16 protein-coding genes are annotated in these 20,911 nt (G+C 31.5%); 2 read left to right on the forward strand and 14 right to left on the reverse strand.

The genetic code is table 11. The features are described 5' to 3' along the window. Positions 1-182: 182 nt before the first annotated feature. From ACIDC4_RS00385 to ACIDC4_RS00450, 14 genes are all read right to left on the reverse strand, one after another. A complete protein-coding gene (locus ACIDC4_RS00385) occupies positions 183-1,091 on the reverse strand; it encodes a hypothetical protein (RefSeq protein WP_412043867.1) in 909 nt (302 codons plus the stop codon). A 7-nt stretch (positions 1,092-1,098) separates the two neighbouring features. Next, entirely contained in the window at positions 1,099-2,007 is a 909-nt protein-coding gene (locus ACIDC4_RS00390) for a hypothetical protein (protein ID WP_412043868.1), read from the reverse strand. Between the two features lie 12 nt (positions 2,008-2,019). Further along, complete coding sequence (locus tag ACIDC4_RS00395) at positions 2,020-3,141, reverse strand: hypothetical protein (protein WP_412043869.1); 1,122 nt, start codon at positions 3,139-3,141, stop codon at positions 2,020-2,022. A gap of 1 nt (position 3,142) precedes the next feature. Further along, positions 3,143-4,009 carry a hypothetical protein gene (locus tag ACIDC4_RS00400; protein ID WP_412043870.1) on the reverse strand — a complete coding sequence of 289 codons (867 nt, stop codon included), beginning with the start codon at positions 4,007-4,009 and terminating at the stop codon, positions 3,143-3,145. A gap of 4 nt (positions 4,010-4,013) precedes the next feature. Next, on the reverse strand, positions 4,014-4,955 hold the full coding sequence (locus tag ACIDC4_RS00405; RefSeq protein WP_412043871.1) for a hypothetical protein: 942 nt from the start codon (positions 4,953-4,955) through the stop codon (positions 4,014-4,016). A 176-nt stretch (positions 4,956-5,131) separates the two neighbouring features. Next, on the reverse strand, positions 5,132-5,857 hold the full coding sequence (locus ACIDC4_RS00410; RefSeq protein ID WP_412043872.1) for a hypothetical protein: 726 nt from the start codon (positions 5,855-5,857) through the stop codon (positions 5,132-5,134). A gap of 4 nt (positions 5,858-5,861) precedes the next feature. After that, the gene (locus ACIDC4_RS00415) at positions 5,862-6,827 is read right to left on the reverse strand and encodes a hypothetical protein (protein WP_412043873.1); all 966 of its coding nucleotides are present in this window, start codon (positions 6,825-6,827) and stop codon (positions 5,862-5,864) included. Positions 6,828-6,831: 4 nt separating this feature from the next. After that, positions 6,832-7,542, reverse strand: a complete 711-nt coding sequence (locus ACIDC4_RS00420) for a hypothetical protein (RefSeq protein WP_412043874.1) — start codon at positions 7,540-7,542, stop codon at positions 6,832-6,834. A 40-nt stretch (positions 7,543-7,582) separates the two neighbouring features. After that, positions 7,583-8,104, reverse strand: coding sequence for a hypothetical protein (locus ACIDC4_RS00425; RefSeq protein WP_412043875.1), 522 nt, complete (start codon positions 8,102-8,104; stop codon positions 7,583-7,585). Between the two features lies 1 nt (position 8,105). Continuing rightward, entirely contained in the window at positions 8,106-9,302 is a 1,197-nt protein-coding gene (locus ACIDC4_RS00430) for a hypothetical protein (RefSeq protein ID WP_412043876.1), read from the reverse strand. Continuing rightward, entirely contained in the window at positions 9,302-11,509 is a 2,208-nt protein-coding gene (locus ACIDC4_RS00435; protein ID WP_412043877.1) for a type II secretion system protein GspD, read from the reverse strand. The genes ACIDC4_RS00430 and ACIDC4_RS00435 overlap by 1 nt, the downstream gene beginning before the upstream one ends. Positions 11,510-11,547: 38 nt before the next feature. Next, positions 11,548-12,951, reverse strand: a complete 1,404-nt coding sequence (locus tag ACIDC4_RS00440; RefSeq protein WP_412043878.1) for a GspE/PulE family protein — start codon at positions 12,949-12,951, stop codon at positions 11,548-11,550. Positions 12,952-12,953: 2 nt separating this feature from the next. Then, the gene (locus ACIDC4_RS00445) at positions 12,954-13,430 is read right to left on the reverse strand and encodes a hypothetical protein (protein WP_412043879.1); all 477 of its coding nucleotides are present in this window, start codon (positions 13,428-13,430) and stop codon (positions 12,954-12,956) included. Next, complete coding sequence (locus ACIDC4_RS00450) at positions 13,431-13,817, reverse strand: type IV pilin protein (protein ID WP_412043880.1); 387 nt, start codon at positions 13,815-13,817, stop codon at positions 13,431-13,433. A 251-nt stretch (positions 13,818-14,068) separates the two neighbouring features. Between ACIDC4_RS00450 and ACIDC4_RS00455 the strand changes: the two genes are divergently transcribed. Next, complete coding sequence (locus tag ACIDC4_RS00455) at positions 14,069-17,275, forward strand: RHS repeat protein (protein ID WP_412043881.1); 3,207 nt, start codon at positions 14,069-14,071, stop codon at positions 17,273-17,275. An 8-nt stretch (positions 17,276-17,283) separates the two neighbouring features. Further along, positions 17,284-20,901, forward strand: a complete 3,618-nt coding sequence (locus ACIDC4_RS00460; protein ID WP_412043882.1) for a DUF6443 domain-containing protein — start codon at positions 17,284-17,286, stop codon at positions 20,899-20,901. Positions 20,902-20,911 lie beyond the last annotated feature (10 nt).

Below are 20,911 nucleotides of genomic sequence, written 5' to 3' on the forward strand. Positions count from 1 at the left end.
AGGAACGAGGGATCTCCGTAAGAAGCTAACGCAAAGTATTTTCTCATTACATCTTTGAATATCATGATCAAGATAATTAATAAAAATTCTTTGTGTTCACGAGCAAGATGCTCGCGCCAGCCGGAGGTAAAGAGAATTTAAAATATTCCATATATTAGTTTAAAAATATTTATTGTTCAGGTTTATTTCTTTTTAATTGACCTTATTTCATTTTTTAAAGACTTATTCTCTTTTTCAATTGCTTCTAAACGCTTATTTTGATCTATTGCATACAAAGTTAATTCTTCAACTTTTTTCAACAATGCCATGTTCATTTCAGCTAAGTAAATTCCATTTTTATCGAATTCTTTTGCTGAAGGAATTTCAGGTAAATGGCTGTGTTTACTTATATAGCTTTCTACTTCTTGTAGTGTTCTTAACTTATAATTATTAGCAAAAACATAATCTGGTGCGGGAACACTCGAATCTACTTTTACTTCTTTAGAATGGATTGTTCCGTTTACTGCTAATTTAGCATCAGGAGAAGTTGTACCAATACCAACATTTCCATCTGCATTCCAGATACTGTTTCCTGACAAAAAAATATTGCCTTTAAATCTGTTCTGATATGGAACTTCAATTGTTTGAGTTCCTGTCATAGGTTCGTCAACAGCAGTCCAGCCCTGAAACCAATCATTGGTTTCTCCCATTCCTTTTGCATAAGTACTTACTGTAAATCTTTGATAATAAACTTTATCATTTATAAAAATAACCACTTTACCATTTTCATTAGATAAATAAATTTGAGGAGTGTAACTTCCGGAAGAAGATACTTTTGGAAAATGAAAATAATAGCCCGAAGGATCTGATTCAGAACCATTAAAATATATATAATAAACAAGCGTTAAATTTATTGGTTCTGAAGTATTGTAATTATAACCCGTTATTGTTATTGTTGGCATTTGACTCATTGGAATAAATGGCATGTTTGTTTTAATTTTAACACCATAAGCCGGAGTTCCACTTATGGAATAATTCACTATATTATTATAGTTCTGTGCATTAGTAATTAATGCAATAAAGAACATCTGTATCACTAAGTATTTTTTCATAATAATTTTATTTATTACCTTTCAAAATCTTATTTTCTTCTTTAAGAATATTAATATCTTTTTTCATCTCAATCAAATACAAAGTCATTTCCTCAATTTTTTGCAAAAGCTTCGCATTCATTTCACCTAAATTGATTCCGTTTTCTAAAACCTCCTTTTCACTCGGAATATTTTCTAAATGACCTTTTTCAGCGATATGTTTTTCAACTTCTTCAAGGGTAGGTAAGTTATATTCTTTTTTAAATACAAAATCTGACCAACCCAGCATATCAACCTTTACTTCCTGAGAATGTACAGTTCCGTTTACATCTAGTTTATTTGTTGGGTTTGTAGTTCCTATACCTACATTACCATACATAAATGAAAATTGACTGGCATCTAATTGCATTTTCGAATAAACATTTGAACTTCTATTATAAGATTGCAATCCAACAACATCAGATGGTTGATTCAAGTAAAGTTCAAAACCTTCTGCCCCGTTATTAGAAACTACAAATTTTTGTTGTGGATTTGTTGTTCCAACTCCTACATTCCCATTTTCACTAATATGCATACGAACCTGTGGAGCATTTCCTCCTAAAATATTATTAGTCATAAATTGTAAGTAAGTATCCCAGTTCGAACCTCTATAACTTCTAATAACTGTTGATCCCGCGGCAGCGAAATCCCAACTTAAATCCTGAGCCGAATTTGAATTTGCAGGTGAATTTGGCCCCCAAATACTAATTGCTTTTAGCGGTGTAGGATAATTATCTGGCCCTGCTTGAATAGTAAGTTTTGCAACTGTATTATTTGTGCCAATCCCAACATTATTATCAATGGATGTCCCTTGAATTCCTCCTACTGGTGTATAAATTTGAGCATTAATGGATAATGAAAAAGTTATAATTAAAATGAGGGCTATTCTGTTTTTCATAAAATTGCAATTTTATTTTGATTTATTTTCCAATTTTTCTACTCTTTCAAGAATAGATTGAAATTTTTGGTTTTCTTTTTTTAATATATTTATTTCTGCAGATTGTAGATTGTTTTTGTTTTCTTGTTCAATCATATAAAGTGTCAACTCCTCAATTTTCTGTAGTAGCTTCGCATTCATTTCACCCAAATTGATTCCGTTTTCTAAAACATCTTTTTCACTCGGAATATTTTCTAAATGTCCTTTTTCTGCGATGTACTTTTCCACTTCTTCTAAAGTTGGTAGGTTATATTCTTTTTTAAAGACAAAATCTGACCAGCCTGTCATATCCACTTTTACTTCTTTTGAATGAATTGTTCCGTTTACAGCTAATTTAGAATCTGGATTTGCTATACCAATACCTATATAACCATTTCTATCAATGCGCATTCGTTCAACCCCATAAGTCCCGAAAACAATATTTCCATTCATATCCGGTACGGTAGAATAACCCGACACATCAATATATGACCTAATACCTGCATTTGTTCCTCCACCTGCAGATAATCTTAAAAAACCGTCATCGTAATATTTACCGCCATTACTATAACCTCTAATTTCTCCACTTACTAAAGTACCAACAGAAATAACTGGTCTTGATAAAGTATTTGTAAGTCCTCCGTTTATAGTTAATGAACCTTCAAGCGACAATTTACTTATAGGATTGTTTGTGCCAACCCCTAAATTTCCTTCAGTATCTATAATTAGAGGCTGCTTATTTACACCCAAAGATGAAACAATACCAAATGACATAGAATTATCTAATAATCTAAGATAGGACCCTCCTCTTATTAGATTTAATAAATGTAAGCCCTTTGATGCAGATACCGCTACATTATTGCCAATTCCAACTCCGGAATAGCTTACTTCCGGTTCACTTGCCCAAAGCATTAAATCTGCTTGGCGATCTTCAACACCTCCTCCAACAGAATGTAACAAAATCTGAGAATCATAGTGATTACCAGACAAATGGAGTCTGTATAATGGATTAGTAGTTCCAATACCAACATTTCCTGAAACTGGGAATGGTGAGGTATTCTGAGCAAAATTTACCTGTATAGTAAATACAGCAAGAAGCAAAATTATCTTTTTCATATTACTGTTTTTTTTCAATTTTTTCTATTCTTTTTTTCATCTCCATATTCTCCTTTTTCATCTCCATATTCTCCTTTTTTATTTCAATCATATAAAGTGTCATCTCCTCAATTTTTTGCAAAAGTTTAGTATTCATTTCACCTAAATTGATTCCATTTTTTAATACTTCTTCTTCATTTGGAATATTTTCTAAATGGCCTTTTTCAATAATATGTTTTTCGACTTGTTCTAAAGTTGGCAAGTTGTATTCTTTTTTAAAGACAAAATCGGACCAGCCTGTCATGTCAACTTTGACTTCTTTTGAATGAATGGTGCCATTTACGTCAAGTTTATTTAGTGGGTTTGTAGTTCCTATACCAATATTCCCATTGCCTTGAATCCTTAGTTTTTCCGTTTGACCTGTCAAATAAGATTCCTGAGTAAAAAATTGCATGCCATAAGTATTATTACCAGCACTTTGAGTAATGGTTCGAACTGAAGTTCCGAAAGTATCATAATTAGTTATATTAATTGAATGTGCAATCATAATAGAAGATTCATTATCTACATTTGCGGAATTTCTAACCAATATATTTCCACCTCTAATTTCTAATTTAGCAAGTGGATTTGCAGTACCAACACCTACATTTCCATCACTTCCCCTCATATAAAGAATATCTCCACGTTGGCCTCCTCCTGTATGCGCTCCAAAACTTATGTATCCTTTTGCTCCATCAAATCCCATCGACATATGTGCAACTCCTGCACTATTTATTATTGTATTGTGTAGCCCATCATTAGTAATCTGAAAAGTTCCAACTGGTAATGTATTTTGAGCAAAACTAATTTGCGATGTAAAAAATATTAACATTAAAATAATTCTCTTCATAATTCTATTTATTTTCAATTTTCAAAATTCTTTTTTCTAGCTCAATTTGATTCTTTCTCATTAAATCGTTTTCATTTTTTACCGAAACTGTCTCCTTTTTCATCTCCATATTCTCCTTTTTTATTTCAATCATATAAAGTGTCAGCTCCTCAATTTTCTGCAAAAGCTTGGCATTCATTTCACCTAAATTAATTCCATTTTCTAAAACTTCTTTTTCACTCGGAATATTTTCTAAATGTCCATTCTTAACAATATGTTTTTCGACTTGTTCTAAAGTTGGCAAGTTATATTCTTTTTTAAAGACAAAATCGGACCAGCCTGTCATATCGACTTTTACTTCTTTTGAATGGATTGTTCCGTTTACATCTAGTTTGTTTATCGCATTATTAACTCCAAATCCAATATTTCCATTTCCCATAAAGGAAATTACACTTTCAGGATTACTAATAGAGTTCCAAGCCCAATTTTGACTTAGAGGAGCTTCTTCAATAAAGTATTCCTCATAGTCAGCTCCTCTAACCAAAAAAGTAAGTCCAAGATGCGCTGGGGAAGTCTTAACATATACATCATAAAATTCCTTACCAGAAACATCATTGTTCTTTAAAATATACCATGAAAAATCATTACTAGCATTTCCTGCTTTTATAATATTGGGTTTTTGATTTGCAGTTAAAGCTTGTGGAAAAACAAAATCTACTTTAGCGCCACCTTCTCCTTGGTAATCTACGTAATACACAGTTCCTGAAACACCACTCTTTCCCCAAAATCCAGCTGATGCATTGTAATTTTTAATCCGAAACAGTTTTATCCATTTAGATTCGTTTGTATGATTATAATATTCAAATAGTTTTAGTTGCGTACTAGGATTAGTTCCTAATACTGCAGTTTGTGATTGAGAAACATTCCAAAGAAAAAACAGAAAGAAATGAATAGAAAAAAGCTTCATATAATATTTTAATTGATTATTGCAAACAAATATAAGATATTACTTAACAATAAAAACAAAATTTAATTTCCATTACATCTTAAATAAGTTCTTTTTAACTCGACATATTCGAATCATAAGTTCTAAACAAAAAAGGGCAACTCATTTGAGTTGCCCTTTTTTGTTTAGAGGAAATATTATTTTCTTTTTTCAATAGTCTCAACCTTTTTAACTAACGACTTATTCTCTTCTTGAATTTCTGCAACTTTTTTATTAACCTCAATAATATAAAGCATCATTTCTTCCATTTTCTGCAAAAGCTTGGCATTCATTTCGCCTAAATTGATTCCATTTTTTAAAACCTCTTGTTCATTTGGAATATTTTCTAAATGGCCTTTTTCAATAATATGCTTTTCGACTTGTTCTAAAGTTGGCAAGTTATATTCTTTTTTAAAAACAAAATCAGACCAGCCTGTCATGTCAACTTTTACTTCTTTTGAATGAATGGTGCCATTTACGGCAAGTTTAGCATCAGGATTAATTGTACCAATACCAACATTACCAATTCGATTAATAGACATTAGAACTTGCTCAGTTTCTGTATTTGGCTCTCTTTTTAACCATTGAAAAAGAGGTAAGTTATCTCTAGAATCAATTCTGAAACCTGCTCCAATATAATTCAAATTTTTATTAGGTTCTCTAAAATTTAAACTCATATTCATTAGAGGAGTAGTACCTCCTACTTCTGTTATTATCCCCATGGGGATTGAAGAGTTTGATATTTGGATATTACCATTAACATCCAAATTATTTACAGGATTAAGTGTACCAATTCCCACATTTCCAACAGTAGGAAATACATTTTGGGCAAAACAAGTGTGCGCCACAAATACAATAAGTATTAAAATGATTTTTCTCATCATAATATTATTTTTTATCTATTTTTTTCATTATTTTTTTTATCTCTTTCTTCATTTCAATATTCTCATTTTTCATCTCCATATTTTCCTTCTTCATCTCAATCATATAAAGAGTTAGCTCCTCAATTTTTTGCAAAAGTTTAGCATTCATTTCACCTAGATTGATTCCGTTTTCTAAAACTTCTTTTTCACTCGGAATATTTTCTAAATGGCCTTTTTCAATAATATGTTTTTCGACTTGTTCTAAAGTTGGCAAGTTGTATTCTTTTTTAAAGACAAAATCGGACCAGCCTGTCATGTCAACTTTGACTTCTTTTGAATGGATTGTTCCGTTTACAGCCAATTTAGAATCTGGTGAAGCTGTTCCAATACCTACATTACCTCCTTTAGCGTTCAGAATTAAATCATAAAAAGCATTAGGATCATTAAAATCTTGCGGCTGAATCCATCCATAACTTTTTATATTCATTCCAAAGTCCAAAACTTCTCCTGCTCCTCCTGAAGAAGATTGGAGTCTTAAAATTGCTGTAGAATTCTTTCCAGTAGCTGGAGCACCTTGATCTATTAGTGTTTGATCACCTACAATTGTTAATTTTTGACCTGGAGCAGTAGTCCCAATCCCAACATTCCCATTAGATTGAAAAGTCATTTTTATTGGATTTTTAATTCCATTATCCTGTCCGCCAAATGAAAGATGTAATTTACCATCATCAATATTATTGGGTAACCATGTAAATCCTGAATTCTGTATTCCGGATCCTCCAAAACAAAGACTAGCAGAAGGCTGACCAGAGATTGCTATTGGTTCTCCAAAATATATGTGAGCAAAATTTTGATCTGGAGTTTTTCTTATAGTTAATATATTTGTTGGCATATTGGTACCAATACCTACATTACCATCAGTAGGAAAAATATTTTGAGCAAAGTTGATCTGTGCGGCAAATATCACCACTAATAAAATAGTCTTTTTCATAATGCTACTTATTTTTAATTTGTTCTATGCTTTTTTTCATCTCTGCATTTTCTTTCTTTATTTCAATCACATACAATGTCAATTCTTCAATTTTCTGTAACAACTTTGCATTCATCTCGCCTAAATTGATTCCGTTTTTTACTACTTCTTCTTCATTTGGAATATTTTCTAAATGTCCTTTTTCAGTAATATGTTTTTCGACTTGTTCTAAAGTTGGTAAGTTGTATTCTTTTTTAAAGACAAAATCGGACCAGCCTTTCATATCAACTTTTACTTCTTTTGAATGGATTGTTCCGTTTACAGATAATTTTGAATCAGGCGTTTCCGTTCCAATACCAACATTGCCTAAAGATGTAATTCTCATTCTCTCATCTGGAGCTGTTGTATAAACATTTTCCCTACTAGTTGTATAGAAAGCAAGATGTGCCTGAGAATATTGATGTCCAGCTCCAGCCTGCAATAATTTTATAGCACCTGCATATCCTATATTATAATGTTTGTAAAAATCAATACTACAAAGCACTTCATTGTCTACCATTGCTTCGGTATTTTTCTTCGAGCCAATAGTCAATGCTGTAGTCCAGTCAGTAATTTCTAATTTGCTTTTTGGATTAGTTGTTCCAATTCCCACATTCCCTCCATCTATAGGAAAAACACTTTGGGCAAAATTGATCTGTGCGGCAAATGCCACAACTAATAAAATAGTCTTTTTCATAATTTCTTTTTATATTTTGCTTCTTGAAAATGAGTTTAACTTAAACTCCCTTATTTTTTTGCATAATAACCTCTACAAATAACTGATCTGTATTGGTTTTATAGTTTTTCTTTTTGACAAAGTTTAAATGCTTGATAATCCCAAGAGAAGGATTATTTTCAACTTTATTAAGTACTGCTAAACAACCATTAAAAGAACCCTCTAGTGAAAAAATATAACTTGTTACAGTAAATCCTTTTTGTGATACTGAATGGGGTTCCTGAAAATCTACGATTTTAAGTTTGTAAGTATCACTATAGGAAGTGAGTTGTTTTAATAAATCATTCTGAAACGATTCTGAAATGTTTATATCATACAAAGACAGCGCCTGATCTAATTGTTTTTCTTTCTGAACAAGCTGCCCTACTAGTTTAGGCATATTACTATCTGCAGCTATCTGTTCCTGTTTTGCCTTATATTCATTGTAATAATTTATCGTATTTGATATTGCAAACGAATAGCATATATAGAGTACTAAAAGAAACCCAACCAAAAGCAGTTTGTTTTTTTTATCTAACTTCATCTTATTTCAAAGTTAATTTTATTGAAAATGCTGTTTCATTAGCTTCATTTTTTCCAAAATGAGTTATCAAAACCTTATCTACCCAACTTAGTTTTTCGATCGCTTCTACCCAATTTGTGAATGCCTCATTTGCGATTGTAGTACCAGAAATTGTTATCGTTTTTTCCTGAGCTAGTATTGGCTCATCTAATTTTACTTTTTTCTCTAGCGGATTAAAAGTTAACTCTGTTAGTAAAATAGAAGATGGAACTTTATTGGCAATTTCATTAATAATAAGTGAACTTTGTGAAACGGCCTTTCCAATAATATTTTTTACTTTCTCCTCTTTTACAAGAATTCTTTGCTTTATTTTAGTTACATCCTCAATAGACGATTTGTTTACCAATAAGGTTTCGGAGGTTTCCTGAGCCAACTTGTAATAGTGAGAAAAGAAAAGGAAATTAATCACTAAAATAGCCAGAAGTATTCCAACCATGATTTTTATCCCTTTACTAAAAAATTCTTTTTGATTGTATCTGTCATATAACTCTTCACTATAAAATATAATCGAACCAGTATTTAAAGTTGCATTCATAATCAATCTCAGAATTCCTGAAAAGGCCAATAATTGTCTGTTTTCTATCTGGAGATCATTTATATTATAAGCTATAGCTGATTCTTGAGAAACGAATGAAATTATCTGATTTTGCTCTAGCATTGAAACTGTCTGACAATTCGTCAAAAGCTCCGTTTCTTCGGTATAATTAATAATTTCAACGATAGAACAAATACCAAGACTGATTCCGGCAATGGCTATTTTTTGATTTTCATAATTTAAAATAATCTCATTTAAATACGATTTCCTTGTTATGGCAATTATTGATTTTGTTTTTAGTCTCCAGATTTCAAAATAAAAGTCCTCCCAATTTGTATTTGGAAATGCTTTGTGCAGTAGCTTTTCGTCAGAAGGATCACTTCCTGATACTTCCTTCTGAATAACCTGATTGGTATTGATAATTATGAAAAAAGGCAATTTAGGATCCCATTTTTCTGCTATTTTTCCGTTATAAGTAACCCTGTCTTTTTTGGCAATTACTAATCCTTCTTTTCTTTTTTCAACTAACAACAATGCTACCCTGTCTTCATTATTTAAAGTGAAGTGTTCAATGCCTATAAATTGTTTGCCAAGCAAAAGGTTAGTTATTGATGGTAAGGTCATTAGTAAATAACAGTAGGTTTAATTAAAACGCTTAATTTTTTCTTTGAATCTTCTCTTTTACGTGAACTGAATAGCCATTTAATAATAGGAATTCTGGACAATAAAGGTACTCCAGTTCCTGAATCATTTTTTACCGATTCCTCAAGTCCGCCCAATACAATAAGATCCTGATCTTTTACTCTGATAATCGATGTAAATTCTCTTGAATTGATTCCCGGAGGTGCATCTTTATCGACTTTCTGACCATTAAAACTAGATTGAATTACTTTTATATCCATTGTAATTTGCCCATTACCGGAAACCAAAGGCATAATGGTTACAGATAATTCAGCATCAATAGGCTGATAATTTTTCACCTCTGAGGCTTGTGGAATCTGTGATCCATAATAGTTTTGATTGGTCACAACATAGTAGGTAGTTTCTCCTATAGACAAATAGGCTTTATGTCCGTTTAGGGTAGATAATCTAGGGGAAGAACGTACTTTCAAATTTCCGTTGGTTTCCATCGCTTTTAAACTTAAATAAAAATTAGGTACCACTTTCCCAATGTTTAAAGAACCAAAGCCGCTAAAACCGTCAATAATATTATTAATCGTTTGCGCTCCTAAATTTATATCTGCCGTAGGAAATACTTTACCTGTGGTTGTAACCGGTTTGTCTCCAATACCAGCTTTGATTCCTGTTTCGACAGTAGCGCTTCTATTTACTTCCAGAAGCATCACTTCTATCAAAATTACCGGAACGGCTTTATCGATATATTGTATAAAAGACTCAAATCGTTCAATATTAGCAGCCGGACCATTAACTAAAAAGCTATTTAATTCTTTATCAACCTTGATATCGAGATCTCTTTTTATTTCATCGGGAATAATCGTTAAAATCGATTCTGAAGGGTTGCTGCTATAGGATGAAGATGAAGAACTGCCTGAATTATTATAATTGCTATTTTGATTTTGATTTTGGTAATTAGAATTACTCCTATTATCTAAGGAGTTATTATTTGAATTATAGTTCGAATTATAATTTGAACTGTAATTGGTATAATTATTGGCATTATTTAATCTCCCCGCACTTCTTCCTTCTTTTGACGGGTCGCTCAAAATCTCAATAGAACGATGCATTAAAGCAATCGATTTAATCGTTCTCACTACTAACTGGTCTTTTGTACCAAAATAATAAATCGAACCATTTTTCATAAAAGTATAAGAACCTCCTGAAGATGATGGCGCAGCAGCGACTGAATTGCTATTAAATTGCTGAGAATTGTTTGAAGGATTACTTTCATTCCTGGTCTCAAATATTTTAACCAAAAGAGCATCAAAAGTAATATTCTTAGCTTTTACTGTTGCATTACCCGCACTCTCCAGCGGACTTGAAATAAACATATCTATATCCAGCTCATGACCTATATCGTATACAATACTGGAGATTGGCGTATTTTCGAAATCTACATCAAGTAATTTTTTATCGGAATCAATAACCTTAAAGAAAAAGTTAGATTTTCTTGGTCTTTGTGGCTTATTTTGTCTTATAGCTCCATTAGGATCCTGCGTTCCTTCTGCTACAAAATTACCTTCGATTTTGTCGAAAATATAAAAGTTATCTCTCGACTTTGTAACTGTTAGGTTATTAGCAAATGCAAGTTTATTTAGAGCAGCATCAAAAGGCATACTTTTTATATATACAGTCAAAAGTTGATTTTCGAGACCAGGCGCAAAAACTAAATTTTTGGCACTTTCGTCCATTATCTTTCTAAAAACGTCATATAGCTTATCATCTTTTAAATTTAATGATAACAAATCATTCGCTAAATCATAGCTTACATCTATCGATTTCAAAGCAGGAATTTCAACTGGTTTCACAAATGATTTTATAGAAAGTATATTTCCTGTAAAATCAATAGTAAGATTATATTCTTTACATAAAAATATAAGCAAGTCACCTACAGTTACGTCAGAAAAATTATTTACAATATTGATCTGGCCCAAATTAGGAGCAACACTAATGTTTAGTTTATGAACTTGAGAAACTGCCAATAAAAAACTGGATAAGGAAGCTTCTTTAATGTTTACATTAATTTTTTCATTTAAACCCGGTGCATCAGCAGTAATTGATTCGATATGATTTTTAAGCTGTAATATTCTATTTTCCTGCGAAAATGAAACTTGAAAAATGAATATTAAAAAAAGCGTAATTATTTTTTTCATGAATTTATTTCAATTGCAAACTTTATATATGTATTTTATTACAAGAGTAATGAAAAAACTTCATCAACAGAAGTAATTCCCTCTTTTATTAATAACAATGCATTGCGTTTTAGTGTAAAAATGTCATTTTCTTCCAGATAGTCATTAATATCGAGCTGGTTGTTCTTTATTAAATTAGATAATTCACTGTTAATAGGTAAAATTTCATAAATTGCTTTTCGTCCTAAATAGCCTGTATGATAGCAATTTTCACAACCTACAGCTATATGATGTGAATCTAAACCTTTTGGTATTTCAAATCCGCTTGGGAAAATTGATGGAGTAATACTTTCTTCGACTTTACAGCTCTCACATAATTTACGAACCAACCGTTGCGCAACACTAATATTTAAGGTGCTCGCAATTAAAAAGGAAGGAATTCCCATATCAATCAATCTTGAAACCGTTGCCCACGCTGAGTTGGTATGAATCGTTGATAAAACAAGATGCCCGGTTAAAGCAGCACGAATTGCCATATTGGCTGTATTTACGTCACGAATCTCTCCTACCATAATAATGTCAGGGTCCTGTCGTAAAAAGGTTCGCAGTGTAGTAGCGAAATCCAGTCCTATATTTTCTCTAAGCTGTACCTGATTAATGCCTTCCAGAGTGTATTCTATAGGATCTTCTACTGTTAAAATGTTAGTATTAGGAACATTTAATTTTTTTAAAGTAGCATACAAAGTAGTCGTTTTTCCCGATCCTGTTGGTCCGGAAATAAGAACTATACCATTAGGCCGCTTTATATTTTCTAAATAAGACTTTAATTCTCCCTCTGTAAAACCAAGAGAATTAATATCAATATGACTGGTATCTTTACTCAAAATACGTAAAACTACTTTTTCTCCATGCAGAGTTGGTAATACAGATACACGAACATCAAAATCCTGATAATCTGTTACCATGGTAATACGGCCGTCTTGCGGTAAACGTTTCTCAGAAATATCGAGCTGTGCCCTGATCTTTATTTTATTGACTATAATAGGATATTCTTCAACCGAAATATGAAATTGCTCTTTTAATTTTCCATCTAAACGAAAACGAACTCTGGCGTTTTTTTCGTAAGGTTCAAAATGAATATCACTACTGCCTATTTCTTTAGCGTTTAATACAATTTTCTCTAAGAAATCAGCTGTATAATGAATTTCTGAAACGCTATTATTTGAGGTTTTTCTATAATTGGTACTTAAATAGCGGTTAATATTTTCTGTAGAATCATTTTCTAATGCTACTTTAAAACTTAATAAAATCCCAAGCTCATTTTGCAATCCCAGAATATCAGGAGCATCTGTTTTTAACAGAACCGTATTATCATTTTTCCCAATAGGAATGATTCTGTAGTAATAAGCCTGTTCTGATTTTACAAGTTGCTGAAACTCTATCGGAATATCGAAACTATTCATATTTAGTAGGCGTATAAAAAAGTGCTGTTAGATAAAAAAGTCATTGCATACACCACTCCAAAAAAGAGTGACATATAACCTGCTAAAGGTACTGTTTGATCTTTTTCCTTATTAATTAATACCTGCTGTAAAATGATAGAAAAAAGTAATGCAAAAACAAACAGAACAAAAAAAGAAACTATGGAAAATGTACCTGAAACAAAAACAAAAAATAAGATATCACCTATCCCAATTGCGTTTGCAAAATTTAAATTGCGAAATCGTGTATATAAAAAACTAATCCCTAAAATTAGGGTTATAAATAATAAATTTACTCCTAAATTAAAGAATGCAATTGTTGTTGGTACATTATACAACTGAATCACAAAAGACAAAACGCCTATAATAGGATATAAAAACCAGTATACCAAACGGTCCTTAAAATCCTGATAAAGAACAATTGCAAATACACTAATTAACAGAAGTTTTAAATACCACATTTAGTCGTTTATAATTTGCTTTGGAACTCCATTCTGATCAATTTCCCAAACGTTAAAAACGCCATTTCCGTTAAAGTCAGTAATTGCTGTTGCTTTTACTTTAAATTCATTATTAGTAGACTGAATAATTTCATAAACATAATTAGCGCTCCCATTTTCTTTTGTCGTTTTTGGAGCTTCAAAATCAATTTCGGTAAAATTAGGACTGTACTTAGAATACATAAAATAATATTGCTTTTCAGCATTATAAATAGCTTTTAACTGTACTTGAGCCTCGACGCTTTTAGCTTTAGTAATTAGCGGCATTAAGTTAGGCAGTGCAATTAAAAGTAAGATTCCTATAATAGCGAGAACAATCAACATTTCCTGAAGGTTGAAAGAAGGCATTTTTTTTAGCAGATTTTTTTTCAAAGCAAAATATAAATTAATTTTTACAAATATATCTTTTTTATTGAAAAAACAACAATCAAAATTATGAGAAATAATTTGTTAATAATTATTTAAAATAATAAGAAAAATTTTACTATTATTGTTCTAAATTTAAAATAGCAGATGAAATTCTAATTTAAGAAAGCAAAAAACTAACTAAACCTTAAAAAAATTATTTAACAATGAAAATTAAGTTTATAATCTTGTTTATGATAAGCTCCTTTTTTGTATTGGGCCAAAATAATACATCTCCATCTCTCCCAAAGATTATTTCTGCATCTCCAGAAGCTGCAAGTCTTGGGCAATATGGAGGAGTTCCTGTTAATTTATCTACAGGACAAATCAATTATACTATACCAATTTATACAATAAAATCAGGAGATTTTGAATATCCCTTAACGCTATCATATAATTATAATGGTTTTAAACCAGAAACCGATCCTACAATGGTAGGAATGGGATGGACAGCAAATTTTAGTGGTGTTGTAGCAAGGCAAATGAAGGGAGTTGAAGATGAAGATCCTTATATTGGTTATTTTGTTCGAGGTAGTAAATATGAAAACTTAGATAATCTTTCTGTCGCAGAAAAAGTTGAAGCTTTAAAAAATGCAACTGATTATGGTCATGATACGCGTCCGGACAAATTTATATTAAACACAGCAACCATTAATGGAAGTTTCAGATTCAAATATGATAAAACATCTGTATTTTCAGAACAGAAAAATTATAAAGCAACTTTTAATGGATTCATCAGTATTAAAGATGATAAGGGAATTTTATACCAATTTAACGATCTTGAACATACTATGATTATGGACTGGACATGGTCCAGTGATGAAACTGATTATATGAGTTCTTTTATGCTTAGTAAAATAACATTACCCAACTCCAATAAGGAGCTTAATTTTCAATACGATAATTATAATTCCATTCATAGATATACAACTAATACAAAAACAGTACATACACAATTAGGTATAGAACCGCCTGCGAATGGTGGTGGTTATTCATCTAACTTTAGTTTAGAAACTACAGAGTCAAAAATCATAAAACGAATTGATTTCCCGAATGGATACATACTTTTTGATCAAAATATTTTTTACAGACCTGCATATTCCGGACTTCCTGATCCTACAAGTGTAGAAGGCACTTATCAGGTCAAATTACGATCTGTTAGTGTGTATAATTTAAAAAACAAATTAATTGAAAAATTTAACTTTGATTATTATGATAGTGGTTATTACTACTACCTGACCTCTATTAAAAAGGAAGATAGTAATGGTAGTATAATTGACTACTACAATTTTGACTACGAAAATTTACAAGAGGTACCAACTCATAAAATTACAAATAATATGACTGATTTATGGGGATTTTATAGTGGAATCCCTTTCTCTGAATATAATGTAAATTATTCTTTAAGCCCTTCATTTAGTAAGGGAATAATAGGAGCACTAAAAAAGATAACCTATCCAACCAAAGGAACTACAGAAATTACTTATGAACCTAATCAAATTAAGAGAGTTGGAGGAGATTACGAATCTTCAAATCCTAAATATAATGCATTAGAATTTGTGTCATTATCTTCTGAAAACAATGGATTTGACTGCGACCAAAACGAAAAAGTTGTAAACATTCCGTACGGTCAAACAGTCAAAATTACACTTGAAGTTGATGTAACTGCAGGAAAAAGTTCTGCCACGAGCTCATTTCTAGATAGCAATGGTCAGGAATTTTATAGATTATATCAAAATAACGAAGTAAATACAGGACCAAAATATTATAGCGAAGAATATTTTAGATATTTAGAACCAGGTAACTATAGATTAAGAACACACTTATGCGAGATAGGTGTAGAAAGCGGTAACCATAATGCGAAAACAACTATTGAATACCGAACGACTCCTTATGTAGATGATCCTTCCTCTTCAAATATTGAAGTGGGAGGAATTAGAATAGCACAGACAAAAGATTGCCCTAATCACGAATCTGGGAATTGTGTTACTAAAAAGTATCAATATATTGATAACTCATATTCTTTAAACCCTTTGATATCAAGTGGTTTTCTTGTAGAACCAAGTCCAAGATTCAAAAGTGCTATGATTCGTAAAGATGTTTACGTTGCCACAACCGTTATGGAATTACCTAACGGAAATATACTCATGCAAAATGATGGTGGAGCATTTTCCTATCAAACGCACTATGAAACTACCTTTAATTTAAGACCTATCACTCCGTTGTCTTTTTTAGGAAGTCATATTTTTTATTCTCAGGTAGATATTATTAATAATGATGAAAGTATTGGTAAAACAGAAAATTACTATACCAATTACATTAAACAATCTTTTCAACCATTTTTAGATCTTTATCCTGATATTGAATTTAGATTGGGAAAAATTCTTAAGCAAAACTTGCTAGAAAATAATTCCGGGGCTTTTACTAGCAAACAAACACTTGAATATGCATACAACGATACAGAAATTAATCCTTCAAATTATGTTTTTGACTGCCAGATTTTAAGATACCCAATGGAATCAATTGCTATGGATAAGTATGGAACTGTCCTGAAATTTAGCAGACCAAGTGATTTTGCAATACAATCAATAAAACATACAGCAAGAGATTTTCAGTTAAATTATAATAGTACAACTACTAAAGAAAAAAATGGAACTACTGAAAATGTTACTTCATATATATATGATGAACAGACAGGCTACCCAACAGAAGTCAGTTCTCTTAATAGTGAAAACCAGCTTGTAACCACTAAAACATATTATCCCAATAATAAGGGATCAATAACTGGTTTAGATACTTTTCAAAGTCAAACAATTAATAACTTAATAGACAAAAACATTGTTTCTATACCTATCCAAACAGAAACATTTATAAGAAATCCTGACGGATCTAAATCATTAAAAAACACACAAAGAACTAATTTTAAAACCTGGACAAATAATATTGTTCTTCCGGAATTTATTCAAGCTGCAAAAAGTATAAGCCCATTAGAAAATCGTATTCAATATCATAGCTATTATTTGGATGGGAAAGTGAAAGAATTATCTACCTCGGCAGGCACTCATATAGTATATATTTGGGGCTATAATAATGAATATCCAATTGCGAAAATAGAAAATGCCACTTATGACCAGATTTCTTCTTATGTGCAAAACCTTCAAAATCGTTCTAATACAGGAACTGAAGTTGATTTGATCGATGCTTTAAACGCATTGAGAAGTTCCTTAACAAATGCAATGGTAAGTACATATACTTATATTCCACTTATTGGAGTAAGTACTATTACAGATCCTAAAGGAGACCAAATAAGATATACATATGATTCTTTTGGAAGGCTTCAATTTATTAAAGACGCTAAAGGAAATCTTCTTTCTGAAAATCAATATCACTACAAAAATTAAATCATACGATGAAAAATATCTTCAAACATATTTCCTTATTTCTGGTTTTTATAAGTACAAATTTATTTGCCCAAACGCCGACTCTAATAACAAAACCAGAAAGCCCTAATCTTGATTACATTGTAACACAATCAGAGACCCTTGTTGCCTCCCAAAGTATTATACTAAAACCCAATACATGGATAAAATCCGGAAGTACTTTTATCGCCAGAATAAGTGCCGATGCCTATATTCCAACAACCCTGAGCAATCAGAATTACATTTTTACGCGCTCGTTTCAAAAAGAAATGGCGAATCCTTCAGATATAGCCACTAATGCCGATGTAAATGAATCTATAAGTTATTTTGATGGGCTGGGCAGACCTATGCAAAACATAGCTATAAAAGCTTCCCCATCTAAACAGGATATTGTAACCCATATAGATTATGATGATTTTGGCAGGCAAGACAAAGACTATCTCCCCTATTTAGCTGAAACTGGGGCTATAGCTAGTTATAGAACAGATGCAGAGACAAATACCAATAATTATTATGTAACTCATTATTCTAATGATATTAACAGTGCCACTCCTAACCCATATTCTCAAAAAAAGTTTGATGATTCTCCTTTAAATCGTATTATGTTGCAAGCAGCTCCCGGAAGTGCTTGGGCATTGAATTCAGGACATGAAATAAAAATGGATTATCAAACCAATGTTGCTAATGAGGTAAAGTTTTTTACAGCAATAAATACTTGGGATTCTGTAAGAGGTATATTTCAAATTGAGTTAGAAAATGCAACAGGAACTACGTTTTATGGTGCAGGAACATTATACAAAACAGTTACAAAAGATGAAAACTGGATCAGTAGAAATGAAAATACAACAGAAGAATTTAAAAACAAAGATGGTCGTATAATTTTAAAAAGAACATATGGTACTTCTATTGTAAATAACAATGCTGAGAGTGTGGTTCACGACACCTACTATGTTTACGATATTTATGGTAATTTAACTTATGTATTACCCCCAAAAGCAGATGGCGCTATAGATGCTTCTGTTTTAAGTAATTTATGTTACCAATATAGATATGACTCAAGAAACAGATTAGTAGAGAAAAAAATACCCGGTAAAGAATGGGAATTTATTGTGTATGATCAACTTGACAGACCTGTTCTTACACAGGATTCTAATTTGAGAGAGCAGAATAAATGGATTTTTACAAAATATGATACTTTTAGCAGACCAGTTTATACCGGGGAATATGTAAATACTACAGAAACAAGCCGCGCGGCTATCCAGATGTTGGCTAGTGAATCAACATTGTTTGAAAATCGTGCTGTACAGTCGTTAACTATTGGTGACATTGCTATTAATTATACTAATAATGCTTTTCCGAAAAGTAGTATCACACCATTTACCATTACTTATTATGACGATTATAATAATATTGATCTAGACGGAGGTACAACAGCTGTATCATATGACATTACACCTATTACTAACGCTAAAGGGCTAACCGTTGCATCTAAAATTAGAATTTTAGAAACATCACTTTGGACAACTAATGTAAATTACTATGACAATAAAGGAAGAGAAATATATACATATAGTAAAAACAATTACTTAACTGCGATCAATACAGTCAAAAAACAGCTTGATTTTGTCGGTAAAGTACTTGAGACCACTTCAACACATCAGAAAAGTTCCGGAAGTGCTATTATAATTACTGATACATTTGCCTACGACCATGCTGGCAGATTGATCTCGCAAAAACAAAAAATAAACGGGCAAACTCAGGAAACAATTTCTGCTAACACTTATGATAATCTTGGACAGTTAAACATTAAAGATGTTGGTGGTACGGTTGCAAGCCTACAAACAGTTAATTATAAATATAACATTCGAGGTTGGCTTAAAAGTATTAACGACATCAATGCAATAGGAAACGATTTGTTTGCCTTTCAAATTAATTACAATAATATTACTAACAATGATGTGTCGACTCCATTATTTAATGGAAACATTAGCGAGACATTTTGGAAAACAGCAAATATCGATACAAGTTTAAAAAGCTATACATATGGCTATGATGAACTGAATAGATTAATATATGCAATTGGGGAGTCAGATGATCAGCAAGAATTAGCATCATATGATAAAAATGGAAACATAATGAGCATGTATAGAACAGGAATAAGACCTAAAAATACAGGATCATCTAAAAAAGTGATGCAAATCTTAGATAATTTAACTTATACCTATGACCAAGGTAATAAGCTTATTAAGGTAGAAGACAGTGCAGATTCTTCTGAAGGTTTCAAAAATGGCGCCAATCTTCCTGTTGAATATTCGTATGATGATAATGGTAACATGAAAACCGATGCAAACAAAGGCATTAATACAAATATAGCTTATAATTATTTAAATCTTCCGACTCAAATAACCCTTCCGGGTGGTACAATTAGTTATGTGTATGATGCTACAGGGATAAAACAACGCAAAATTGTCGGAACCATTACAACTGATTATTCAACCGGTTTCCAGTACGAAAACAATCTATTACAGTTTTTTCCTCAGCCAGAAGGATATGTAAGCAATAATAACGGAGTTTTTGAGTATATTTACCAATATAAAGATCATTTGGGGAATGTTCGTTTAAGCTATAACAAGAACTTAAACATTGTAGAGGAAAACAATTACTATCCTTTTGGTTTAAAACAAACTGACAATAATAATGTAGTAAATTCTTTAGGAAATGCAGCTGCTAATAAGTATAAGTACAATGGAAAGGAGCTTCAAGACGAGCTGGGGCTTAACTTTTACGACTATGGAGCAAGAAATTATGACTCTGCTTTAGGAAGATGGATGAACATTGACCCTCTAGCTGAGAAAACTTTTAATTTTTCCCCTTACACTTATGCTGTTAATAATCCTGTTTATTTTATTGACCCTGATGGAAAAGAAATTGATATTAGCTTAATATACAAAAAAGATAAGAATGGAAAGGAAATTAGAGATAAAGATGGTAATAGAACATTAACAAATGTAAATATTACTATTACTGGAAAAGTAATAAATTTTTCAGATAATAATGTTGATATGGATAAGGCTGTTTCTGATATTACAACATCATTAGAAAAATCATTTAGTGGAGCCTTTGGTGATGCTAAAGTCAAAGCAACTGCAAATTTTTCTGTCGCAAATTCTATGAATGATGTCAAAGATAGTGACCATTTGCTGGTTTTAACTGAAAAAATAAAACCCCAATTTGATAAAAATGGACAAATGACAGGCGAGCCTTTTGGAATAAGTAATTTTTTTGGAGGTAAAGTGGCTTTTGTTGATGCTGATTATTTCACAGGTTTTTATGATAAATATATTGGCAACCAAGGAGAAAGAACCGCAGCACACGAATTTGGTCACTTATTTGGACTAGAACATGAAATGGGGGGGTTGATGCAAGGTGGTGGAGCTGGAACAAATTTGACAGACACACAGTTTGGAACAATTATAAAAAGTTATAAAGCTGGCAAGCTCAATTATGGCACTAATGCAACAATTTATGGACTTCCAAATTCGGGGATTATTCCTTCAGAAGAATTGATGATGACTAATACCAATGGTAGGGCAAAAAAAAGAAAATAAAATTGAAAAA

Origin of the sequence: Flavobacterium sp. C3NV, from assembly GCF_046825355.2 — a bacterium.
Classification (GTDB): domain Bacteria; phylum Bacteroidota; class Bacteroidia; order Flavobacteriales; family Flavobacteriaceae; genus Flavobacterium.

Coding starts and splice junctions, on each gene's coding strand:
- ACIDC4_RS00385 (WP_412043867.1), bottom strand. CDS start 1,091: ATGAAAAAATACTTAGTGATACAGATGTTCTTTATTGCATTAATTACT.
- ACIDC4_RS00390 (WP_412043868.1), bottom strand. CDS start 2,007: ATGAAAAACAGAATAGCCCTCATTTTAATTATAACTTTTTCATTATCC.
- ACIDC4_RS00395 (WP_412043869.1), bottom strand. CDS start 3,141: ATGAAAAAGATAATTTTGCTTCTTGCTGTATTTACTATACAGGTAAAT.
- ACIDC4_RS00400 (WP_412043870.1), bottom strand. CDS start 4,009: ATGAAGAGAATTATTTTAATGTTAATATTTTTTACATCGCAAATTAGT.
- ACIDC4_RS00405 (WP_412043871.1), bottom strand. CDS start 4,955: ATGAAGCTTTTTTCTATTCATTTCTTTCTGTTTTTTCTTTGGAATGTT.
- ACIDC4_RS00410 (WP_412043872.1), bottom strand. CDS start 5,857: ATGATGAGAAAAATCATTTTAATACTTATTGTATTTGTGGCGCACACT.
- ACIDC4_RS00415 (WP_412043873.1), bottom strand. CDS start 6,827: ATGAAAAAGACTATTTTATTAGTGGTGATATTTGCCGCACAGATCAAC.
- ACIDC4_RS00420 (WP_412043874.1), bottom strand. CDS start 7,542: ATGAAAAAGACTATTTTATTAGTTGTGGCATTTGCCGCACAGATCAAT.
- ACIDC4_RS00425 (WP_412043875.1), bottom strand. CDS start 8,104: ATGAAGTTAGATAAAAAAAACAAACTGCTTTTGGTTGGGTTTCTTTTA.
- ACIDC4_RS00430 (WP_412043876.1), bottom strand. CDS start 9,302: ATGACCTTACCATCAATAACTAACCTTTTGCTTGGCAAACAATTTATA.
- ACIDC4_RS00435 (WP_412043877.1), bottom strand. CDS start 11,509: ATGAAAAAAATAATTACGCTTTTTTTAATATTCATTTTTCAAGTTTCA.
- ACIDC4_RS00440 (WP_412043878.1), bottom strand. CDS start 12,951: ATGAATAGTTTCGATATTCCGATAGAGTTTCAGCAACTTGTAAAATCA.
- ACIDC4_RS00445 (WP_412043879.1), bottom strand. CDS start 13,430: ATGTGGTATTTAAAACTTCTGTTAATTAGTGTATTTGCAATTGTTCTT.
- ACIDC4_RS00450 (WP_412043880.1), bottom strand. CDS start 13,817: ATGCCTTCTTTCAACCTTCAGGAAATGTTGATTGTTCTCGCTATTATA.
- ACIDC4_RS00455 (WP_412043881.1), top strand. CDS start 14,069: ATGATAAGCTCCTTTTTTGTATTGGGCCAAAATAATACATCTCCATCT.
- ACIDC4_RS00460 (WP_412043882.1), top strand. CDS start 17,284: ATGAAAAATATCTTCAAACATATTTCCTTATTTCTGGTTTTTATAAGT.